The 21,251-nt window shown below is 49.9% G+C and carries 15 protein-coding genes; 7 read left to right on the top strand and 8 right to left on the bottom strand.

What is annotated here, in order from left to right:
* Position 1: 1 nt before the first annotated feature.
* The 4 genes from JW881_03440 to JW881_03425 form a co-directional block, all read right to left on the bottom strand.
* The gene (locus tag JW881_03440; protein MBN1696548.1) at positions 2–1,543 is read right to left on the bottom strand and encodes a radical SAM protein; all 1,542 of its coding nucleotides are present in this window, start codon (positions 1,541–1,543) and stop codon (positions 2–4) included.
* Positions 1,544–1,592: 49 nt separating this feature from the next.
* Positions 1,593–1,811 carry a hypothetical protein gene (locus JW881_03435; protein MBN1696547.1) on the bottom strand — a complete coding sequence of 73 codons (219 nt, stop codon included), beginning with the start codon at positions 1,809–1,811 and terminating at the stop codon, positions 1,593–1,595.
* A gap of 144 nt (positions 1,812–1,955) precedes the next feature.
* On the bottom strand, positions 1,956–3,104 hold the full coding sequence (locus JW881_03430) for an HlyD family efflux transporter periplasmic adaptor subunit (GenBank protein ID MBN1696546.1): 1,149 nt from the start codon (positions 3,102–3,104) through the stop codon (positions 1,956–1,958).
* Complete coding sequence (locus JW881_03425) at positions 3,101–5,281, bottom strand: peptidase domain-containing ABC transporter (GenBank protein ID MBN1696545.1); 2,181 nt, start codon at positions 5,279–5,281, stop codon at positions 3,101–3,103. Before JW881_03425 ends, JW881_03430 begins: the two co-directional genes overlap by 4 nt.
* Before the next feature lie 234 nt (positions 5,282–5,515).
* Here JW881_03425 and JW881_03420 point away from each other — a divergent pair, with 234 nt between their 5' ends.
* From JW881_03420 to JW881_03400, 5 genes are all read left to right on the top strand, one after another.
* Positions 5,516–6,850: a diaminopimelate decarboxylase gene (locus JW881_03420; GenBank protein MBN1696544.1), complete on the top strand. Its 1,335-nt coding sequence runs from the start codon at positions 5,516–5,518 to the stop codon at positions 6,848–6,850.
* The gene (locus JW881_03415; GenBank protein MBN1696543.1) at positions 6,847–7,731 is read left to right on the top strand and encodes a diaminopimelate epimerase; all 885 of its coding nucleotides are present in this window, start codon (positions 6,847–6,849) and stop codon (positions 7,729–7,731) included. Before JW881_03420 ends, JW881_03415 begins: the two co-directional genes overlap by 4 nt.
* 379 nt (positions 7,732–8,110) lie before the next feature.
* Positions 8,111–10,279, top strand: coding sequence for a hypothetical protein (locus JW881_03410; GenBank protein MBN1696542.1), 2,169 nt, complete (start codon positions 8,111–8,113; stop codon positions 10,277–10,279).
* Positions 10,264–12,003 carry a PKD domain-containing protein gene (locus JW881_03405; GenBank protein ID MBN1696541.1) on the top strand — a complete coding sequence of 580 codons (1,740 nt, stop codon included), beginning with the start codon at positions 10,264–10,266 and terminating at the stop codon, positions 12,001–12,003. The genes JW881_03410 and JW881_03405 overlap by 16 nt, the downstream gene beginning before the upstream one ends.
* Positions 12,004–12,091: 88 nt before the next feature.
* Entirely contained in the window at positions 12,092–13,006 is a 915-nt protein-coding gene (locus JW881_03400) for a hypothetical protein (GenBank protein ID MBN1696540.1), read from the top strand.
* A gap of 131 nt (positions 13,007–13,137) precedes the next feature.
* On the opposite strand, the gene JW881_03395 is transcribed toward JW881_03400, so the two are convergent.
* Positions 13,138–13,884 (bottom strand): YkgJ family cysteine cluster protein, encoded by a 747-nt coding sequence (locus JW881_03395; protein ID MBN1696539.1) that lies wholly within the window; start codon positions 13,882–13,884, stop codon positions 13,138–13,140.
* A 126-nt stretch (positions 13,885–14,010) separates the two neighbouring features.
* Here JW881_03395 and JW881_03390 point away from each other — a divergent pair, with 126 nt between their 5' ends.
* Positions 14,011–14,220: a hypothetical protein gene (locus tag JW881_03390; protein MBN1696538.1), complete on the top strand. Its 210-nt coding sequence runs from the start codon at positions 14,011–14,013 to the stop codon at positions 14,218–14,220.
* A gap of 105 nt (positions 14,221–14,325) precedes the next feature.
* On the opposite strand, the gene JW881_03385 is transcribed toward JW881_03390, so the two are convergent.
* Both JW881_03385 and JW881_03380 read right to left on the bottom strand, forming a co-directional pair.
* Positions 14,326–16,686: a hypothetical protein gene (locus JW881_03385; protein MBN1696537.1), complete on the bottom strand. Its 2,361-nt coding sequence runs from the start codon at positions 16,684–16,686 to the stop codon at positions 14,326–14,328.
* Positions 16,687–16,962: 276 nt separating this feature from the next.
* Positions 16,963–19,278, bottom strand: a complete 2,316-nt coding sequence (locus JW881_03380; GenBank protein ID MBN1696536.1) for a hypothetical protein — start codon at positions 19,276–19,278, stop codon at positions 16,963–16,965.
* Between the two features lie 200 nt (positions 19,279–19,478).
* Here JW881_03380 and JW881_03375 point away from each other — a divergent pair, with 200 nt between their 5' ends.
* The gene (locus JW881_03375; GenBank protein MBN1696535.1) at positions 19,479–19,967 is read left to right on the top strand and encodes a hypothetical protein; all 489 of its coding nucleotides are present in this window, start codon (positions 19,479–19,481) and stop codon (positions 19,965–19,967) included.
* Positions 19,968–20,037: 70 nt separating this feature from the next.
* On the opposite strand, the gene JW881_03370 is transcribed toward JW881_03375, so the two are convergent.
* Positions 20,038–21,222 (bottom strand): hypothetical protein, encoded by a 1,185-nt coding sequence (locus tag JW881_03370; GenBank protein MBN1696534.1) that lies wholly within the window; start codon positions 21,220–21,222, stop codon positions 20,038–20,040.
* Between the last annotated feature and the right edge of the window lie 29 nt (positions 21,223–21,251).

The raw sequence follows: 21,251 nt of genomic DNA, 5'->3' as shown, positions 1-21,251 counted from the left end.
CCTAATTTGTATGAGTGAGTTTACTTTTTAGTGATTGATAGAGATCTTCGGATTGACCGATAAACGGCTGCGATTTACCTCTTGCCTCTTCGAGCAAGGCGACCGCCTCTTTCGTTCTGTCATTCTCATCCAAAACGACGGCAAGATCATAGTATGGATCCATGAAATCATCGGAAGCGAGCGATATCGCTTGCTTCAGATAATCGATACCTTTTTCAACCCTTCCCGTTTTCGCAAGGCACAGCCCGAGTCCCTTGTACGCGTACGCATCCCGAGGATACATCGCGATGATTTTTTCATTATACGTTTCGGCCTCTTCGTAATTTTCGAGAAAGAAATTGACAAATCCGAGCATTTTGAGTATTTCCGGTTCATCCAAACGGAGACGGTGAGCCCGCGAGAGGTATAATTCGGCAATCTGATACTCTTCATCCTCTATCGCTTTGCGTGCGCCGGAGATCAGTTCATTGAAATCGTCGATCTCACCGATTTTCTTTTCTTCTTTTTCAATCGCGATTCTGAAAGAGCAGTATTTGTTTTCATACAGCGAACCGGTCAGGGTGAGTTTCGCGCCCGTGCATCCGCCAAGACAGTAAGCGCCGTACTGGCATTTACGACAGAATCCCTTGAGGTGAGATTTCGTCATCTCCCGGTTCCACGCGAACGCCCCTGGGCTCGTCCAGAGTTTTTTGAGCGGTATGGAACGGACATTTCCTTCGATAAAATTATCGTCGCGTATGGAGAGACATCCTGTTATATCCCCGTTTGCCCGTATCCCCGCCACGCATTTTCCCGCCTTGCATCCCGACCAGACAAATACTTCATTATCGCCGTTTTCTTCCTGCTGCCTTATTTCCTTGAGTTTGACATTGTAATACCCGATATCATCGGCAATATCGACCGCCATGAAGCGTTCGCACGCCACGGTATGGCAAAAATCGATGAGGACATCGATTTCCTTCGGTTCCATGACCAGTTCCATGTGTTCGAGAAGATTGCCCATCGGCGAAGCGATCTGGAACTGCCAGCGCTGCACGCCTTTGTCTTTGATGAGTTTGTATAGTTCGGGAAGCTCGGGGAGGTTCCTTTTATTGATGCTCGTACACACGACAGAAGACATACCGAGTCTTCTCATGGTTTCGAGCGCATTCACTACACGTTCAAAGGAACCTTTCATCCGTATAAAATCATGCGTTTCTTTTAAGCCGTCGAGACTGACTCCGATATTGACAAGCCCGTTTTCCCGCGCCTTGTCTATGAGTTCCTCCGTAATATACCATCCGTTCGAGATCGCGTTGACCAGTACGTTTTGAGAGGAAAGTCTTTTCGCGAGTTGAAACCAGTCTTTTCTTAAAAAGGGCTCGCCCCCTGAAAGCGTGAGAATCTGAAGGCCCAGCCCCGCAAGGTCATCGCAGAGTCCGAGGGCCTCCTCTGTTGTCAATTCGTCAGGATATTTTTCACCGCAGCTCGAACCGCAATGTTTGCATCGCATGTTGCAGGCGTAGGTTATCTCCCATACTGCATTACTTAATGAATACGCCATAATGTGGTTGTCTGTCCTTGTCCGGACCGATGATTATACCGATTGTCTGCTATTCGGCCTGGATTTCTTCCGTCAACGGAACGGAGATCCCGTACAGCGGCTGGACGATAATCCCGTACAATGGTGTGATTCCATATTTCAGCACGGGCGGCTTGGGAATTATGCCGTACAGCAGGCGGTTTCTTTCAAGCGCCGAAGCTCCGCCGATCACTTTTTTCAATTCCTCATCGTGCATTTTGACCAGGGAAAGCTTTTCAAATTTTTTCATACCCATTCTCCTTACTGCAATGATTTAAACAGAAACGGATCGCCGTCATTATTTTTTTCGGAAAAACGTTCCTTTTATTATATAAGCGATACATGATCATTCTATCACAGATATATAAAAAATCAATCTTTTTTTTCCGGTATTTCACGGAAGAAAATTGAGTGTTTCAAGGACGTATTCGATTATTTTTTTTTGTCTGATGATAATTCTCCCGCTGCATATCATGCCGGTTTTTATGGCGGTGGGAACGCCGTTCGAATCCGTGAGTTCGGGAGTGTCGAGGCTTCCCTCGACGACAAACACGGGATCTTTCGAGGTCTGCCTCATTGAAATGTCACTGCCGATCGTGATGACTTCACCCTCTGCAAAGCCGTACCTGTTCTGCGGAAGCGAGAGAAAAGAGTACCGTATTTTTCTTCCCCGTTCAATTTTTGCGATATCTTTGTTGGAAATGATGAGTTCCACTTTGAGAAGCGAGTCCGTTTCCGGAATGATTCTCGCGATTTCGGTTCCGGCGCGCAGGTAATCACCGGGATTAAAATGGGTGACGACCTGAACTTTTCCGCTGATCGGCGCCTTGATATTGCAGAGATCGATTTTTTCCGAGAGATTGTCGAGTTTTTCGGTGAGAATAATGATTTCGGACTCGATCCGGTCGCGTTCTTCCTTTATTTCGACTTTGTGCCTGCTTTTGTATTTTCTCAGATTGAGTTCGGCAACTTTCAGGCGTGATTCGAGTTCTTCCATCGTTGCTTCCGAAACCATAAGCTGCATGGATGAATGCCGGTCATAAGCGGCTTTTGCCTGTACAATGGCGAGATTAAGCAGTTCAAGTTCGTACGAATAGGCATTGAAGCGGTTATGAAATTCTATATTCGCCTCATCGAAAAGATTCTTGTTTCTGTCGATGCTTTCCTCGAGGAGTTTGAGGTTTCCGAGTCTCGCTTCGAGACGATTCAGTTGGGCCGATACGCTTTCCCGTTCGATTCTATATGTCGTCGTTTCAAGAGTAAACAGTGTATCCCCTTTGTTCACGAAGATATCTTCCTCAAAGAATACGTCGTTTACTTCCCCTTCGACAATATTTGTCACGATACTTACCGGATCCTTTGTTCTCACGATGCCGTCCGCCAGTACCACTTCATTGATATCACCGAACCACATCCAGGTTATCGAAAGAACGATCATGGAAAGGATGCCGTATATGAAAATCGACATAAAGGGTGGAGGGTTTGCCTCGTATATTTCCCGTGTGTCCGTAATGTCTTTGAAATCGAGAATGTATCCTTTCATGTCATAGACGCTTCCGAATAATTATCGGAATCCGATTGCCCCTTCCACATCGCGTAATATTTGCCCCTTTTCCGAAGGAGGTTCATGTGATTTCCGCTTTCAACGATATCGCCTTTATCGAGCAATAATATTCTGTCGCTTTTTGAGATCGTACTCAACCTGTGCGCGATGATGATCATTGTTTTTCCCTTAAAAAGCGTTGTGATCGAATCGTGAATGGCTTTTTCCGTCATGGAATCGAGACTGCTTGTCGCTTCATCCAGGATGAGGATGTCCGGGTTTTTCAGAATGACACGGGCAAGCGCGATTCTTTGCCTTTGCCCCCCTGAAAGCGTCGCGCCGCGTTCGCCGACGAGTGTATCGTAACGAAGGGGAAACCTGTCGATGAACTCATCCGCGCGTGCCGCCTGCGCGGCTTTGACGATAAGCTCGAACCGCTCGTTTTTTCTTCCGAATTCGATATTTTCCCTAATGGTGCCGCTGAAAAGAAAGACATCCTGCGGAACATAACCGATGTGCTCCCGAACATTCTCGGTATGAATATCCTTTATATTGTAAGAATCAATGGTAATCTCGCCTTTTTCAGGGAGATAATATTTGAGAAGCAGTTTCGCGATCGTCGTTTTACCCGACCCGCTTTCTCCGACGATCGCGATTTTTTCACCCTTTTTTACGGAAAACGATATACCTGTAAGGACCGGTTCGCCCGCGGGGTACCTGAATGTCAGGTTCGAGATGGCGACCTCTCCGTTGAAGCTTTCACACCGGATAAGACTTTTCTCTCCGCTTTCTTCGGGGGGGATATCAAGGATTTCGGTGAGTCGCTCGGCCGCGACACCCGCTTCCTGAAGGGCCGGCTGGAGGTTTATAAGATTTCCGACCGGTGTGAGGAAATACGCGAGAAGGGCGTTGTAGGTAATAAGCTGGCCGAGACTCATGACTCCGCGCATTACCTCGATTCCCCCGACCCAAAGAATAACGATGCTTCCCGTCAGCATAAGGATTTCCTGCAGCGAATATTGCAGATTCGAAAGCCATGTTCCTTTAAACGCGGCCTTGAGGTATCGTATAAAACGGCGTTCCGTTTCAAAACCGGCTTCCTCTTCCGCGTTGAGCGATTTGATCGTCGCGATACCGGAAAGCGATTCGACGAGATACGCTTCGGTATCCGCGGCTTCACGCATCTGGGTCCTGTTTACTTTTCTGAAAGGTTTGAGAAAAACCCAGACGATGAGCATCGAAAACGGGATAAAGAGAAGGCTTACGAAAAACAACGCGCGATTCTGCAGAAACAGCACCGTGCCTCCGACAAGGATCATGAGTGTATCGATGAGGACCGAAAGGGTCGCGCTTGAAATCGTCGCCCTGATTCTCGAAGCGTCATTGAGGCGCGAGAGAATTTCTCCCACTTTCCGCGCGTCGAAAAAAGGGAGTGACAATCGCAGGACGTGACGGTAAAAGGAGAAAATAAGCGAAATGTCTATTTTCTGACTCAGGTAGAGAAGGATATGCTTTCTGAAACCATTGAGTACCACACGGAAAAGCGTAAGAATGACCATTCCCAGTGATATGATATGAAATGTGTTTTCGAGTCCGATAACAAGGATATCGTCGATGAGAAATTTAAAATAAAATGCGCCGAGAATCCCCAGTACGGTAAATAGCAGTGAAGCGAGAAAGATTTCGATGATCATTTTTTTGTGAGGAACCAGAAGCGAGATGAAACGGCCCGCGATACCCCTGCTTTCATCAGCGGGTCTGAATGAATCATCGGGAATAAGAAGGATAAGAACACCCGTCCATAATCGGTCGAAGTCCTCTTTTGAATAAACGACAAGGCCTTCGGCCGGATCCGCGACAAGCAGGGTCTTTTTTTTTATTCTGTGGATAACGACAAAGTGGAGGAAATTCCCTTTCTTTACGTGCGCAATGGCCGGAAGGGGAATCTTTTCCGTCATGAGTTGATCGATTGTGCCCCTTACCCCTTTTGCGTTAAATCCGATATGGCGCGCGGCCTCGATAAGGCCGTACGCCGTCGTCCCCATCCGTCCTGTTCCGGAAATTTCCCTGATGGCGGCAATCGAACGTTTTCTGCCGTATTGTTTTGTTATCGTGGCAAGACATGCGGCCCCGCAATCCGTGATATCATGCTGTTTTACGCAGTAGTAGCGTTTCATTAACATCGTTTGTCGTCCCTCATGCCGCACGCCTTTTTCCGCGCATGGACCTTTACGTATACTTAATTGGTTATGCCGTTATTGTCAAGTGATTGACCCCCGGTCTTCCCGCAAATGGTAAAGCTTTGATGAATTCATATTTATTTTTTTTTTTTATTCCTGTATAGTAGAGGGACCGAACACAGCGAAGCTGTTTTTTCTTCCTGTTTCCGGAATTTCAGAAAGGAAGCTTCAATGAACGAACACCTTCTTTACCCTCAAGGCAATATCACGCCGGCCGATTGCGTGAAAGCGGCGGATGATTACGGAACACCCCTCTACTTCTACGATGAAGCCGTCATTGTCTCCAAATGCAGGGAACTTCTTTCCATGCCCTCGGCGTTCGGTCTCCGTGTTCGCTATGCGATGAAGGCCAATTCGAGCAGGGCGCTGCTTCAACTGATAGCCGGAGAGGGACTCCTGATCGATGCGAGTTCGCTCAATGAGGCGAGAAGGGCGGTCATGGCGGGAATTCCTCACGGTTCGATCATGCTGACGACACAGGAAATTCCTTCGGGGGAGGACCGGTTGGTACTCGAGGCATATATGCGGAAAGACATGAAATATAATATATGTTCTTTCAGACAGCTCGAGGCCGTCGCCGATTATGCCGCCAATAATTCCCTTTCACTTTCCATGCGGGTCCATCCGGGAGTCGGTTCCGGAGAATCGGCGACGCGAAACACGGGGGACAAGTATTCCTGTTTCGGTATTCATCTTACCGATCTCGAGCGGTCCGTCGGTTTCGCACGGGAAAAGGGCCTCGTTATCGATGAGGTGCATGTTCATATCGGGTCGGGGGGGGATCCCGTCACGTGGAAAGAAAATATCGACCGTGAACTCGGCTTTCTCGAAACATATTTCCCGGACGCGACCACAGTCAATTTCGGGGGCGGACTCAGGGAGGCGAGAATGCCGGATGAAAGGCCCGCAGACATCATGAGGCTGGGAGACTACGCGAAACAACAGATCGAAGCATTCGGCAGACGAACGGGGAGAAAACTACGTATGGAAGTGGAACCGGGAACCTATGTGATCGCGCGTGCCGGGTACCTCGTCACCAGGGTGATCGACTTCAAGCAGACGGGAGAGGACGGATTCCGGTTTATCGTCACCGACGGGGGCATGGAAACGAATGCGCGGCCCCTTCTCTACGGTTCAAGACATCCTTTTTATATAATTTCACGTAACGGCAGTCTTCTTTCACGGGAAGAGGCGCTGGAGCATCTCGATCCGGCCTTTGACCGGCATATCATCGTGGGGCGCTGCTGTGAAAGCGGCGATTCCCAATGCCTTGACGAACACGGCCATATCGTCCCACGGCTTATGTCGAAGCCTGAGATCGGCGATATTGTCGTTGTAGGCGGATGCGGTGCCTATTGTGCTTCAATGTCGCCATATAATTATAATTCCCATCCGCAGGCGCCGGAAGTCCTGCTCCGGAAAAACGGGCGGCTCGAACTCATACGAAAGCATCAGCGTCTGGACCAGATAACGGAAAACGAATTGCCGCTGGAGGGAAGCATATGAAGATCAAAGACATCGTCAACGATCAGCCTGTCATGAAAATGCACGGGTGCGGCAATGATTTCATCGTACTCACGGACCGGGAAGGCAGGCTGCTGCCGGACCAGGTGAAAAAACTATGCGCCCGTCATTATGGCGTGGGAGCGGACGGACTGATCGCCGTGATGCCTTCACGCAGGCCCGATGCCACCTTCAGGATGAAGTTTTTCAATCCAGACGGGTCCGTGGCGGAGATGTGCGGAAATGGTATCCGGTGTTTCGCCAAGTACCTGGCGGACCGGGGACTTGTCGACAGAGACGGTTCGCTTTCCGTGGATACCGATGCGGGTCTGATCAAACCGGAACTCATCGGGTATTCGGCGCGCGAGGCCCAGGTAAAGGTAAATATGGGAGAACCGGTACTTTTCAATCCTCAGCAGGTGACCGTCGAACCCGGTGAGGAAGGTGCCGTTCGGGGAAATGCCGAGGGTCTTTGGTTCACTTTTGTGAGTATGGGCAATCCTCATGCGGTAATTTTTACCGATACACCGGAACGCGATGTGGCGTACTTCGGTCCAAAAATCGAGGGAAACAGCTCGCTATTCCCGGCGAAGACAAATGTCGAGTTTGTCAAGATCGATTCACCGCAGGAGTTTACCATGTATGTCTGGGAACGGGGTGCGGGTGTCACCCTTGCCTGCGGGACAGGCGCATGCGCCGGTTTTGTTGCGGCCGCCGTCAATGGGTACGCAAAGAAAAGCGCCTTTGTAAGGCTGCCGGGCGGCATCCTGCACATCGCGTGGGAGGGAATCGGAAGTCCTGTTTTTATGACGGGAAATGCGGTGAATGTCTTTGAAATATCTGCCGAAAGCCTCGATTATTATTGTTGTTCCGGTGAGGCGTGAAACGGGCTCGAGGGAAGCGGCGTTTTTTTGTCGGGCTTTGTGGAAAAAACCCGGATACAACAAACCGGGGAGATTCGAGCGGTAAAACCTCCCGAAAAAATTTTTTTTATAAAAAAACCTGAAATCCTTTTATGATGTGCTATATTGTTAAAAAAAAGAGGGCATGTATCAGGGGTTCCGTTTTTTCTTGACATATCAAATTAAAAAGGATATAATAGAGCCGCTCATCAATAAAGGGTTTTGTATGTGGGGAAAGGGATGTTGTAAGGCTGCATGTCGCCGTTTTCTTTTAACGCCACATTGAGAGGATTATATTCCACCCTTTCTCTCGACAATTAATAAAAACGATATAATAAATAAATTAATAAAGGATGGTATCATGGGAAGAAAAGGTCTTTTTATTGGCATTATACTGGTCGTGTGTCTTGCACCGCTTTGTTTCGGTCAACTCAGAGAAGGCAAATCGCCGGATAACCGGGAAGAGAACCCGAACACACTCTCTCTCTTCCTTTCCCCCGCTTTTGAAATACCGATTGGTTCAAGCAGTGAGTATTTCGATTTGGGCGGTTCCGCCTTGATCGGACTCGAGTATGGTTTTACCTCAAATCCCGTTCTGTTTGCCGGCGGGGGAATCCGGTACAACTTTGCCCCAATCAAGGCTGAACGGTCGGTCTCCCTTGTCGGGGCCGAGGGGATCGGCGGAATGTATTTTTATCTGCTTCCCCGCCTTGCCGCGAAGGTATATGGATCGGGGGGATACTATTACGGTTTTTTCAACGATGCGATGGAATTAAGCAGCAATAATTTTTTCGCATCCGGCGGGTTGGGGCTGTCCTATGTCGTGACGCCTTCCCTGAATCTGTACCTGAACGGTTCATATGCGTATTTTATGGGGCTGAGACTTCATGAGATGAATGTTTCGCTTGGTGTGTCGTATTATCTGACAGGGCTCGATAAAAGGAAAAAATCCCTGCAGGGTCCAGCAACCATTCTCCCGGAATATCTGGAGGGATATAAAAAGCCCGAACCGGGCCGCGGCATCGAATTAAGCGGACTCGATCTGCAGGAGGTGTTTCCCGTTTTTTTCAAATATTACGACGATCACCCGGTCGGCAAGGTGACACTCAGGAATAAAGAGGGCGGATCCGTTTCGAGTATCAAGGTGGGCTTTTTAATCAGACAGTATATGGATGCGGCAAAGCAATGCCCGGCGCCCTCCGAACTCGCGGGCGGAGAATCAAAGGAAATCGAACTCTTCTCGCTTTTTACCGACAAGGTTCTGGATATTACCGAAGGAACAAAGGTGACGGCGGAGGTTCAGCTCGAATATTTCATGAACGATGAATGGTACAGGGACGTACAGACGGCCACACTGCGAATGTACGACCGGAACGCGATGACGTGGGATGACGACCGCAAAGCGGCGGCGTTCGTGACGGCCAAGGACCCGAAGGTTCTGGCCCTTGCAAAGAATGTTGCCGGCATGGTACGGGAGAGGGGGAGCAGGTCGGTGAACGCCAATCTTCGCACCGCGATGGCGATTCATAACGCCCTCGATCTCTACGGTTTGCATTATGTGGTTGATCCGCGGACACCGTACAAGGAATTTTCGAAAAAAAGTAAAGCGATTGATTTTCTCCAGTTTCCCAGACAGAGTCTCGAATACAAAGCCGGAGATTGTGACGATCTTTCGATCCTTTACTGCTCGCTTCTTGAAGCGGCGGGAATCGAAACGGCTTTCATCACGGTGCCGGGACATATCCTCATGGCATTTTCGACCGATATCCCCGAAGGGGACGCATCCAGACATTTTTCGCATACCGAGGATCTCCTTTTAAAATTCGGGAAAATATGGATACCCGTCGAGGTGACCGAACGAAGCGGGGGGTTCCTGAAAGCCTGGCAGGAAGGAGCCGGCCAGTGGCGTGAATACGAACAGAAAAAACAGGCGGCTTTTTACCCGCTTCATGAGGCGTGGAACCAGTACGAACCGGTCGGCTTGCCGGGGGGGAACGCGGATCTGCGGCTTCCCGAAGACGAGAAAATCGTGGGTTCGTTCCAGGAGGAAATGCTCAAGTTCATCGACAGGGAGATCTACCCCATGGTTGCGGAACTGGAAGAGGATATCAAAAAATCCGGTGGAAGCCATGTCAAAAGAAATAAGCTGGGGATCCTCTATGCGAAATACGGGCTGCTGGATAAGGCCGAAGCGGAGTTCGCAAAAGTGCTGGATGAACTCGAATACGTCCCGAGTCTTGTCAATATGGGGAATATCCATTATTTCAACGAGGAGTGGGACAAGGCCCTGGCGTTTTACGATCGCGCGTTGAAAAGAGAACCCTCGAACGCGACGGTCCTTCTTTCCGTTGCCAGGACCTATCATCAGATGGAAGATTATGCCCTTGCGAAAAAAACATACGACAAACTCAGGAAAATCGATTCCGGTCTGGCAAAACGATATGCCTATATCGATATGTCGGGCGCCACGACCGAACGGGCTTCGGATATAACAAAAATTAAGGAGGAAGTATTATGGATAGAAGAATAATCACATGGACGATTTCGGGGCTGACATGTCTCGCGATCGTATTATGCGGCGTTCTTTCATGTAATGATATCGGCAGCCCGTTGCTGGATGCCATCGAGGATGCCGTTTATTCGCAAAATAAGATAACCGCCGATTTTTCGGCATCGAAGACGATGGGCCCGGTAAGCCTCACCGTCATGTTTTCAGACGAATCAAAAGGCGACGTTTCCTCGTGGGAATGGGATTTCGGCGACGGCGGAAGCGCCACGATCAGGAACCCGAGTCACGTGTACGACGAAGCGGGTGTTTATACGGTGCGGTTGACCGTAACCGGACCGATCGGCACCAACACAGTCACAAAAGAGGGTTTTATCGTGGCCCAGTCCGATAAACCCGTTATTTCTTTCGATAATCCCAAAGACGGCGGATTCGTCAAGGGAACGACGGTCGATGTCACAGTGACCGCAGGCTCCGCGTTTACGAATGTCCCGCTTAAGGCGATCACGTTCGAGGTCAATGGGGGCGATACACAGATCGTGCCGGCAAGTTCGACAAAGTTTACCCATACCTTCGACTGGGTAACGGCGGCTGATACGCTCTATCTCCTCGAAGCCGTTGCCATCGATGATGACAATGAGGAATCGGATCCGTTATCTATCTGGGTGACCGTGGACAATACACCGCCCACAACAGGCTCTCTATCCATCTCGCCGTCGATACCATACAAGGATAACACAGTTTTTGCAAACGGTACCGTTACCGTTTCAGGAAGCGCAAGCGATATTAACCTGAATTTCGTCAGACTTTATATCGAAAAAACCTACAGAACCGTTTCGGAGACTTCCGGCGCGTTCTCTTATGCCTGGGACACGAAAGGAAAGGAATTCGGCGACGGCGATTATGTCGTCTATGCCAGGGTATACGACAAGGCGGGAAACGCCGTCAATTCGACGAAATATACCGTATATGTCGACAACACGCCCCCGGGCGGAACATTTACGATTAATAATGACGCGAAATCCACCACAACGACCGGTGTGACATTGACGATGAATATTACCGACAGAGGAAGCGGCATGATCGAGATGCGTTTCAGAAACGAAGGAGAGGAATGGTCGGATTGGGAAGAATACGATAATGAAAAACGCTGGACCCTTGATTCTACCCCGGGACTCAAGAAAGTGTACGCGGAGTTCAAGGACCGCCTTGAAAATACGAAAGCTTTCAACGACACGATCGAATACCGGCGTTCAACGACGACCACTGTTCCGATAAAAACCACGTCGACGACCTCTCTTCCGATAAAGACCACGACAACCACTTCCACCCCTTCGATTTCGACGACGACCACTATAGGGATCAGAACAACGACGACCTCCACCCCGTCGATTTCAACGACCACGATTGCGTCGAAAACTACAACGACTTCAACCCCTTCGATCTCGACGACAACTATTATTCCGATAAAAACGACGACGACCACTATTCCGGTGATGACAACGACGACGACGATTCCGATAAAAACGACGACGACCACTATTCCGGTGATGACAACGACGACGACGATTCCGATAAAAACCACGACGACGACCTCCACCCCTTCGATTTCGACGACGACCACTATAGGGATCAGAACAACGACGACCTCCACCCCTTCGATCTCAACGACAACTATTATTCCGATAAAAACGACGACGACATCGATTATTGTATTGCCGCTGACAACATCAATTCTTAAGCCCTGAAGGGAAGGCGGTATGAGAATGGCAGCAGGAGTATGTGAGAGGGTTTATTATATGTCTATGATTATATTCGGAAAGTGAGGTTCGTACTATGGCAAAAGCAGGAATAAAAGGATTGCTTTTATTATCGCTTCTTATGATCTCCTCCGTGTCTTTTTCCGACTCCCTTGTCGTGGATTATGTCGATGGCGATGTGGATATCAGGATAAAGGGCCAGTGGAAACCCGTTTCGTTCGGGGACAAGCTTCCTATAGAGTCCTCGATCCGGCTGGGAAAGGACAGTTTGATCGAACTCGTTTCCGGGGGGGATACGATTTCTATCTTTGAACAAGGCGTCTACCGCCTCGATAACATCGTCAATGCGTCAAAGAAAGTTTCCTCGTGGGGCGTGGCGGATTTGTTCGAGGTAAAAATGAAAGCGGTATTTGCCGGCGAGGAAACCGTTCACGGAAAGGAATCCCAGGCAGGCGTACGTGGGCCGGATCAGAGTGTTTCGCTCGAGGATGAAGTCGAGTTTATCGATATCGAAGAGGATGACGAGTTTATCCGGGAGGGGCTCTCCTCTATCGAAAAAGGAAATTACAAGGAAGCCCTCGCCGTATTTCAGGAGGGACTCGGTCGTTCGACTGACAATGAAGACAAAATTACTTACCGCTATTATATCGCCTACACATGCAGTCAGATGGAAAAAAAGGCACTCGCCCTTAAATACCTGACTGAAGTCGATATACCGGACGAGCACCCGTTTCTGAGGGATATCGTCATTCTCAAGGGAAGGCTGCTTGTCGAGGGAATGGCCTTTCAGGAGGCCCTCAATGTCTGTTCGGGGTATCTGACAAAATATCCCGACGGGGAGTTCGCGCAGGCGCTTCTTATTATCTCCTCATACTGCTACCGCGGACTCGGCGATGTGAAGAAAGCGAAGAAAACGCTGTCGAGTGCGGTCGAGATCGATCCTGCGACGGCAATAGGAAAAGAGGCGGAGAAGATCCTCGAATCGCTTTAACACTGCGGAAAAATAAAGAAGCCGTAATAACATAATGGAGCGGGGTATCCCCGCTCTTTTTTTTTGTAGGCGGACGATCTCCTGAACACGGGTTTATCGTGAATGGCGAAACTTTTTACGAGAAGCCCTGGTCAGGCGGCCTTTCTGTACCGGCAGGACCTGCCGGATATAAAGCGGCAGGGACTTTCGAGTACCAGGTACCTTCCGGTGTTATCCGTCGTGACATCGATACCGATGAAATTCCTGCGAAAGTGCAGCATCTCTTCTACCGGTAACGATGGCGCATCGCTGACCGGGAAGACGAGTGAGGAGCACGGATTCGCCTGTTGCGGATACGAACAATTTTTGTGGCAGCCGAAAAGGTTTCTGTACCTGATTTCTCTGAAAAGGGATTTCCCACTCTCAAGTGGAATATTCGAAATGCAGGCCGCCATCGTTTCCCAATCAGGGGTTTCGCATATTTCTCCGCTGCCGTCGAATACAACGCTGGAAAAAAGCCGGACGAAACGATCGAGATTGAATCGTATAAACCTGATCGAGGTCTCCTTGAGAAAATACTCCCGGTACCAGCACTTGAGTGAGGGATATTCTCTGCATACGACCGGCTTGTTTTCAGTACCGTGAAGGGCGCATTTTGTCGTCGCTTTATCGTAATACCGGCATGGCGTTTTGTAATAGACAACCCATTTTCCGGTATCATAGAGACCGATTTCGATATTCATGTGATACAGTAATGTGGCGGCTTTTCTAAGATCGAGTTCCGTTTCCATTGGAATTGTGCAGACGGGAACATGATTGCAGCATGGCGTCTGCGGACACGCGGAACAGGGGCTTTCATGCCACGAGTGTTCACCATTTTTTTTATTATCCTGAACCATAGGCGATCCTCATTGTATAGAGAAAAAATGAATGCCCGTATCATTATTTAAAAATGTGGCTTGTGTCAAGATTAAAGATATTTATTTTTCGTTTGCCGCGGGAGTTGGTGTTTGTTTCCGGAGGCCATGATGCATACAGCCATGCTGAGCGGTATAATGATAGCCGGTTCCGGTATCGTCAGCTTTCCAATAAAAAGCAGGGCGGAAGCCGCTTTTGACGAGTACCGGGCATGGAAAGCGAAAAAAGACATTACGGCCGTGCCGTCGGGAAGCTGGCGTATCGTACCGGTCCCTCAAAAAGGAAAGGTGAGTGTCTCGTTCCATATCGCATATTGACCTGCGAGGGATAATCCCGGAGACCGGCGGGCCGCTGTTTCGCCGTGATAAACACGGCGCCGAAACCCCTTGAAAAACAGGGGGGTTCGGCGCCGTATAAAGCGGTCAACGCGGTGTGCCGACGACCGGGACAGGCGTGGGAGTCGGGGTCGAATGGTCGGGATCGATATTCGGCGGTACATCGGTCGGCGGATTTGTCGGGGGCGGCGGGACGGCAGTGGGCGGGGATGTCGGAGCAGACGTGGGTGCCGGAGTCTGCGGTATTTCATTATATACCGGTTGGGCACTTGCGTTTCCCGTGAAATTGCTTATTGTTGTGGAGGCGGAACGGGGGCTGGATGCGGCGGCATTGGATATCTCCCAATGGTCGAAGATATACGTCGAACCCTCGCCGGAGTAGGCGCTATATTGGGATGCGGTGTAAACGGGAACGGAATCCGAAGATGTCACTGCTTTCGAATACGGAGTTTGATCGCCGTCTGTCGCGATCGAAATCCAGTTGAAGGACCAATTCTCCGGTTCTATCCGCGGCAATATGGAAGAGGTCGTTGTCGTATTGAATACAGGATAAGGAACGTAAAAGCTTTGTCCCAGACATGCGTTGTCGGTTTCATCCGATTCCATGAAGGCATTCTCAGGGTCGACGAATACGGAGATAATATAATTTCCGGATTCTGCCAACCAGGTGTATGTTGCGGTCCGTGAACTTCCAGGGGAAATGATCGAATTTATCGTGGTTCGGACCGTCTCCCTTCCGCCGATATGCCAGTCAACGGAAACGTTGCCCGCATGGTCAGTTCCCGTATTGGAAACAATAGCCTCGAAGGTGTAATTTACGCCCGGAATCATATTCGACGGGATAATGATATCCGAACATACCAGGTTGGGGCGGGGGTATGAACTCACCAGAAAATCTATCAGGCATGAGGCATTGTTGGATTCATCGGATTCGATGATCTTGTTGTCCGGGTCGACAACGATCGATATTCGGTGGCCGCCGACCGAAGCATTGTTCCAGATGAATGTCGTACTCTGTGAACCCCCCGGCGGAATGGGCAGAGAGATCGCTGTTTCGACGCCCGATTTCATGTTGTCGACATACCAGACAACCCTCACCATTCCGGTATATTCAATACCGATGTTGGAAATCACCGCCGTAAACGGGTAATTTAACCCTTCGAACATATTCTTATGCGTCGTGATGCCGCTGCAGACGAGATCGGGCAGGGTGTTATCGGATACCTCCACGTACTCCGCGTGAATGATCGAATCGCCCGCGAAACCGGTCACATCGGTCTCGGGTTGTTTGTCGTCAATAATCGTCGAAAGACCGTCCCCGATCCATTTTGTAAATTGGTATATTTTACCGTCCTTTTCATATCCTTTGCAGACAGAAGGGGTTGATATCCTGATGATGTCGTCTTTCAGTACGCATGCCGTGTTTCTGTTATCGTCACAAAATGGAGTAAAACCTTCCCAATTGAAGGTATATATTTCCAGTGGTCCGATATCGTGAGGTTCCGTCGGATACTGGCCGCCCGACAACTCGACCGCTTTCGTGCTGCCGTATTCATCGTCTCCCAGAAGGAGCTCGATCACCGCGCTTCGATCGTCCAGAGACACCCACTTTAAGGCGTAATTGTTGTATTTTTTCTTGTCTTCTTCCGTCGCTTCCCGCAACAGGCCGAAATGCAAATGGTTGGCATTGCAATTGCCGGTGTTGCCGATTTTATCCCCGAGTCCGATATGTTTTTTAACCGGGGAATTGTAAATCAGGGATTCGGGGTCCAGATGTTGATACCATATCCGTGTATATGCTTTATTATCATAGACGACCGGCGTATATAGATCGATTATCGCCTTTGTCCATGAACCGCCGGGACAGGGATCATAATCTCCCGGGGCAGGAGTACAATCGACCCAGACCGAACATTCCCCCGGCGCCGCGCAAATACAGACGGCAGACGAGGAACCGGATTTCGGGAAAATATCGACTCCGTTGTCCGATATTGTCGTTGCCGGCGGCCGCGGCGTCGGAATACATCCTTCAATAACGGGTATGCCGAGTTGTCCCGTCGTCACCATCACTGTATCATAAGCGGATGCGATATCGCAGCGGGAGGCAATTCGATAATAGGCCATAACACGAAAGGTATATCTGGTATTGAGAGACAATCCCGATACCGTGTAGTTCTTTTCCCTTGTTGTGCCTATCGGATCCTTGAATTTATAAACGCGGTAGAAAAGCACCTCGTTATTTTCCGGTTCCGGCATATCCCATTCGAGTTTCACGTATGTGCCGGTAATCAGTGCCGCCCATAAATTCAAAGCGGCTTCCGAATTGTTCGAGTCCGAAAACGGAATATCATCGACATTTTTTTTGTTGTCATCCTCTAAAAAACTGCAAGCGGACAAAAAAAGCGTCAATACCGCAAACGCAAGCGATAAAACACAGTAGTTTTTCATTTATTTCCTCCGGAATGATTTTACAATTTCTCATTGATCAATAAACCAATGAGATCATAGCTTGTCTTGGCCGCTTCCGCAATAGTTGTTTTTGGGAATTCCCATCCCTTACCGAATTTTTCCGGTACGAAGGAATTCTCATGCGCCGGAGTAGCATAGCCATTTCTTGACCGGGAACTCCGTGCGCGGCGGTTTCGAAAATAAGGGATCGAGACCGATGATGCGTCAACACCGGCTAATCCCCCGGCAACGTCACACCCTCCCTCACCGTGGGGGTCATATACGCGTTCCGATAACCGGTCCCGGAGTCGTGGTCGGGGTGGCGGCGTCGGTCGGGAAGTAGACGGGAAGGGATGTCGGGATCGCGGTCGAAGCCGGCAGTGTCGTTCCGGTCGGTTCCGGGGCCGGCGTCGGGGAAGGGGTGTCGGTCGGGACGTAGACGGGAAGCGATGTCGGTATCGAAGTCGGTCCGGGAATCGGGGTCGAAGCCGGCAGTGTCGTTCCGGTCGGCTTCGGGGTCGGGGCGGCAGTCGGATGTGTTTCGGTGTAAACCGGTACCGCACTCGCGTCTCCGGTAAAACCGGTTATCGTCGTCGAAGGGGAGGCCGGATCGGAAGCTTTCGCATTCGAAACGGACCAATGATCGAATGCATACGAGGGCCCGGAGCCGGTATAGATTGTCCACTCCGTTATTGTCGTCACCGTCACCGAACTTCCGGCTGTCACCGTCTGCGAATGCGCACTCTGCATGCCTGATGACCCGGTCGATACCCAGTCGAAGGACCATGACTGGGGCTCTCCGGGTATTGTCGTCGTGGTTACAGAACCGGTGTAATCAACGATGAATTCCCTTTCGGGGCCGGCATTGTTGGTTTCATCGCTTTCCGCAATGGCATTATCCGGATCGATGACGACGGAAATAACGTGAGGGCCGGGCGCCGTTTCCCGTGTGCAGGAGGTTGTTTGGAAACCGCCCGGCGCAATGGCGGTATTGATGCGCGTGTCCGTTACGGTCTGGCGGTCGATGTACCATCTGACGCATACGCCGCCCGTATATTCCCGTCCGGTATTGGAGACGGCGGCCGTAAATGTGTGGCTTTCGCCTGCCTTCATATGCGCCGGGAGGGTGATTTCCGAACAGAAGAGATCGGGCAGCGGTGTCGTATCGCCCCCCCCGCCGTCCACCGTGAACGTGTATTCGGAACAGGAATTGTTCGTGTCGTCTGATTCCGCGATAATGTTGTCCGGATCGATATCGGCATGGACGATATGGGTTCCGGAGGATGCCGGCCAGGTGTATTGAATACTTTGGGAACCGTACGGTGGAACGACCGAGGCGATCGTCGTTTGTTTCATGAACCTTCCGTCGATATACCAGTCGACGTTGACGCCTCCCGTATATACGGGACCGGTATTTGAAACGGTAACCGTAAATGTACAATCCGTTCCTTTCCGTATTTCGGAGGGGATAGTAATGCCGGAACAGACCAGATCGGGGAGTGAATCCGGGGTCCGGTCCGCCGGTATCCCGATTTCGAAAATGTCGAATTCGGGCAAACAGAAAATCTCCTCCTTTTTCGAGAAGAGTACCCATTTCTTGAAAAAGGTAATGAACCGGTCCCCGAAAAGTATCTTCAATATTTCTTTTCCTTTCGGGCTCGTGTCAAATCCCAGAACACATTCGACACCTTTCGAGCAGCAGACCTTGAGTTTGCCCTTTATTGTCATTGAGTCGTCCGAATAAACGGCTTCGGATTTGATGTTTCCGTCCGCTTCAAGGAAGATATCGCACATGACGAAAGGTCCAGCGGCTTCATAAAAGACGAATAAAATTTTCGGACCGATATACGGTTTCAGTTTCAGGCCCCATTTCGCATTGATACCGAGTTCTACCGGTTTGGCATTTATTCCACCTATGGGTTTGAACCCGTCATCGTCGTAAAGAAAACCGGCCTCGAAACTCCCCCGTTTTTCCGCCGAAATGCTCCCGGAACCGTATGCCTTGAATTGGATTCCCCATGCAAGAGAAAGCATCGGCTTTACCACGACAGGAACACCGCTAATCGTAATGATGATGGGGCTGATGTTGATTGGAACGGGAATTTCACCGCTCTTGTTGAGCCAGGAGAGGCGATCCAGAAGCTGCGGGTCCGTTATATATTTGAGAACATCCGTATCAGCACCGATGCCGAATCCACCTTTCAAACCGATATCGAAAACAAGTTTGAATAAAAAGTGTTTGATTTCGCCGTTTTCGATTCTCAGGGCGATTTCGAGTCTTGGTGTCAGTTCCGCCTGGACTTCCAGTTTTACGGCGGAAGAATCGGCGAAAAATTCGATTGATTCGCCGATCGTCATCTTGTTGCCCGAAAGAGTAACGTCGATGTCCCTTCCTCCGCGAAGTGTTCTTCCCGTGTTGTCTGGTTCGGCAAAGACAATCGGAACGATTTCGTGGATGCCGCATTGTTCTATCGCCTCTCCCAAAGCGGCCGGACTGGTCGAAACGATCAACCTGTCGTCTTCTGAAACGATATTATCGATTTTTCTGAGAAAACCATTCGGCGCGTTCGGGTGTACCGGAGATACGATCACTTCACCGGCCGACAATACGGGGAGTGTGTTATCACCCTCCGTATAAAAGACAAACTCATCCGTATTATCCGGATTAATTTTCAGGCTATCAAGGGACGGTGAGTCCAGAACATGTGTTTTCGGCGAAATTTTAGCCGACAGGCTTTTTCACGCCGGTACCTTCTTGACTTTTGTTCGGGGAGCCATATAGTTTATTATTTATGAAACGCATTATCGGACTGTTTTCTGCGTTCGTTCTTGTTTTCGGTTTGTTTCTTACCTGCGGAAACCGTAACACCGGTGCCGGCCGGGACGGAGGCACCGGTACCCTTCCGCCTGTCAGACAGACGGACGAACATCCCGTGGCATATATCAATGCGACAGTCGAAAAGGAATCCGGGGATATGTATCTGTATCTCGAGATGCCTGATGACTATTATAAAAAGTATCCGGAAAAAATAGAGGAGTCGTTCAATATGTGGGAACTGGACTATTATCTTGATATTGATATCGATGGGACCGTCTATAAGGGAATAGCCTTGTATATCGATCCTGCGAGTAAAAATATCCAGTATGTGGCGAGAGATGTCGGAAGACTCTGTCACGCGATAAAGGAGGGAAGCAGCCTTATGATCAACAAGGACGCCTGGGAGATGGTTCTTTCCGGCGAGGGGTATCTCTCGCCGAAAGACGTTGTCGTCGTTCCCTGAAACGGACCGCCGGATAAAAAAAACAGGCGGAAACCGCCTGTTTTTTTTGTACCTCGCCTCAATACACCTTTTACATCTTTCCGGCCCCCGCACCGCCGGATACGATTGAAGGGATATTCTGAGGGTTGTCAACGGAATAACTGTATGGGAACGACGGCACGCTTCCCCGTGTCTGAGGTCCATTGCCGCAGGAATCGTACACATTGTTGCGTTCCTCCACATCGCCGGGATCGGAGCTTGCATATCCCGAAAGTACCGGATCTTCGACATCCCTGAAATAATTTGCCTCGACCAGAACATCCGCATTCATTGTTGAGGCGACGCCATATTCGTTTCCGATATAATAGTTGTTGAACACATGGACATGTCCGAAACGAACCCGGGGATGGCGTGTGTCCGTATTGTCGAAAAAGTTATGGTGATAGGTAACCTTGAGGTTGCCGGTGTCCTGGCTCGCATTATCGTCGGAATGACCCAGGAGACAGGTCTTTCCGTGATTGAAAAAGCGGTTCCACGAGACGGTGATATATGATGAACCCCGTTTGATATCGACGAGTCCGTCGTAGCCGTTCGATAACGAACAGTGATCGATCCAGATATTGGTCGAGTATGTTTCGACATTGATCGAATCGTCGTCCGCATTGGTAAAATTGAGGTTTTGGATTATCACATTCCGCTGTTCCTTGACGGTGAATCCGAAACCGGAAATGGTCCCGTTTCCGCCCGACGAGGTGATCGTCTTGTTGGATCCGACCTGCATCATCCCCGAGCCGGTGATTGTTCCCGAGATCACGACGATCCGGCTTTCCGTACCCGAAACCGCGCTTTCAAGGCTCGAGTAACTTGATACATTGACCGTACTGCCGCCCGAGCCCCCGGTCGTTCCCCCGTTTTGACTCGCCCATCCGATAACACCGGAAGATTGGGGAGGATTCGTCGGTGAAGCGGGTGGTGATGTGGGCGGATTGGTTTGCGAACAGGGAAACGAATTGATGAGTCCCACGTAAAACTGCGCGGTGAGAAGGCCGTCCACGATATTGACGTTGTTGTCGCAATTGACATCCGCTGCACCCTGGTTGAAATTACCAGGATTAAGCCCGACTGAAAACTGCGCGATCAGGAGGGCATCGACAATATCGATACTTCCGCTCCCGTTCACGTCACCCAGGTTCTGGGAAGCGGCGGTGAATGCGACGATGAGGAGAATGAAACAGCAAAGAACCCGTTTTTTATTGAAACCGGCATTTTTTTTCATTGGCTTTTCCTTTTTTCATCCTATCTATA

This window comes from Spirochaetales bacterium, assembly GCA_016930085.1.
GTDB lineage: Bacteria > Spirochaetota > Spirochaetia > SZUA-6 > JAFGRV01 > JAFGHO01.
The sequence above is the reverse complement of the archived record's forward strand: the minus strand, read 5'-3'. Positions and strand labels throughout refer to the sequence as shown.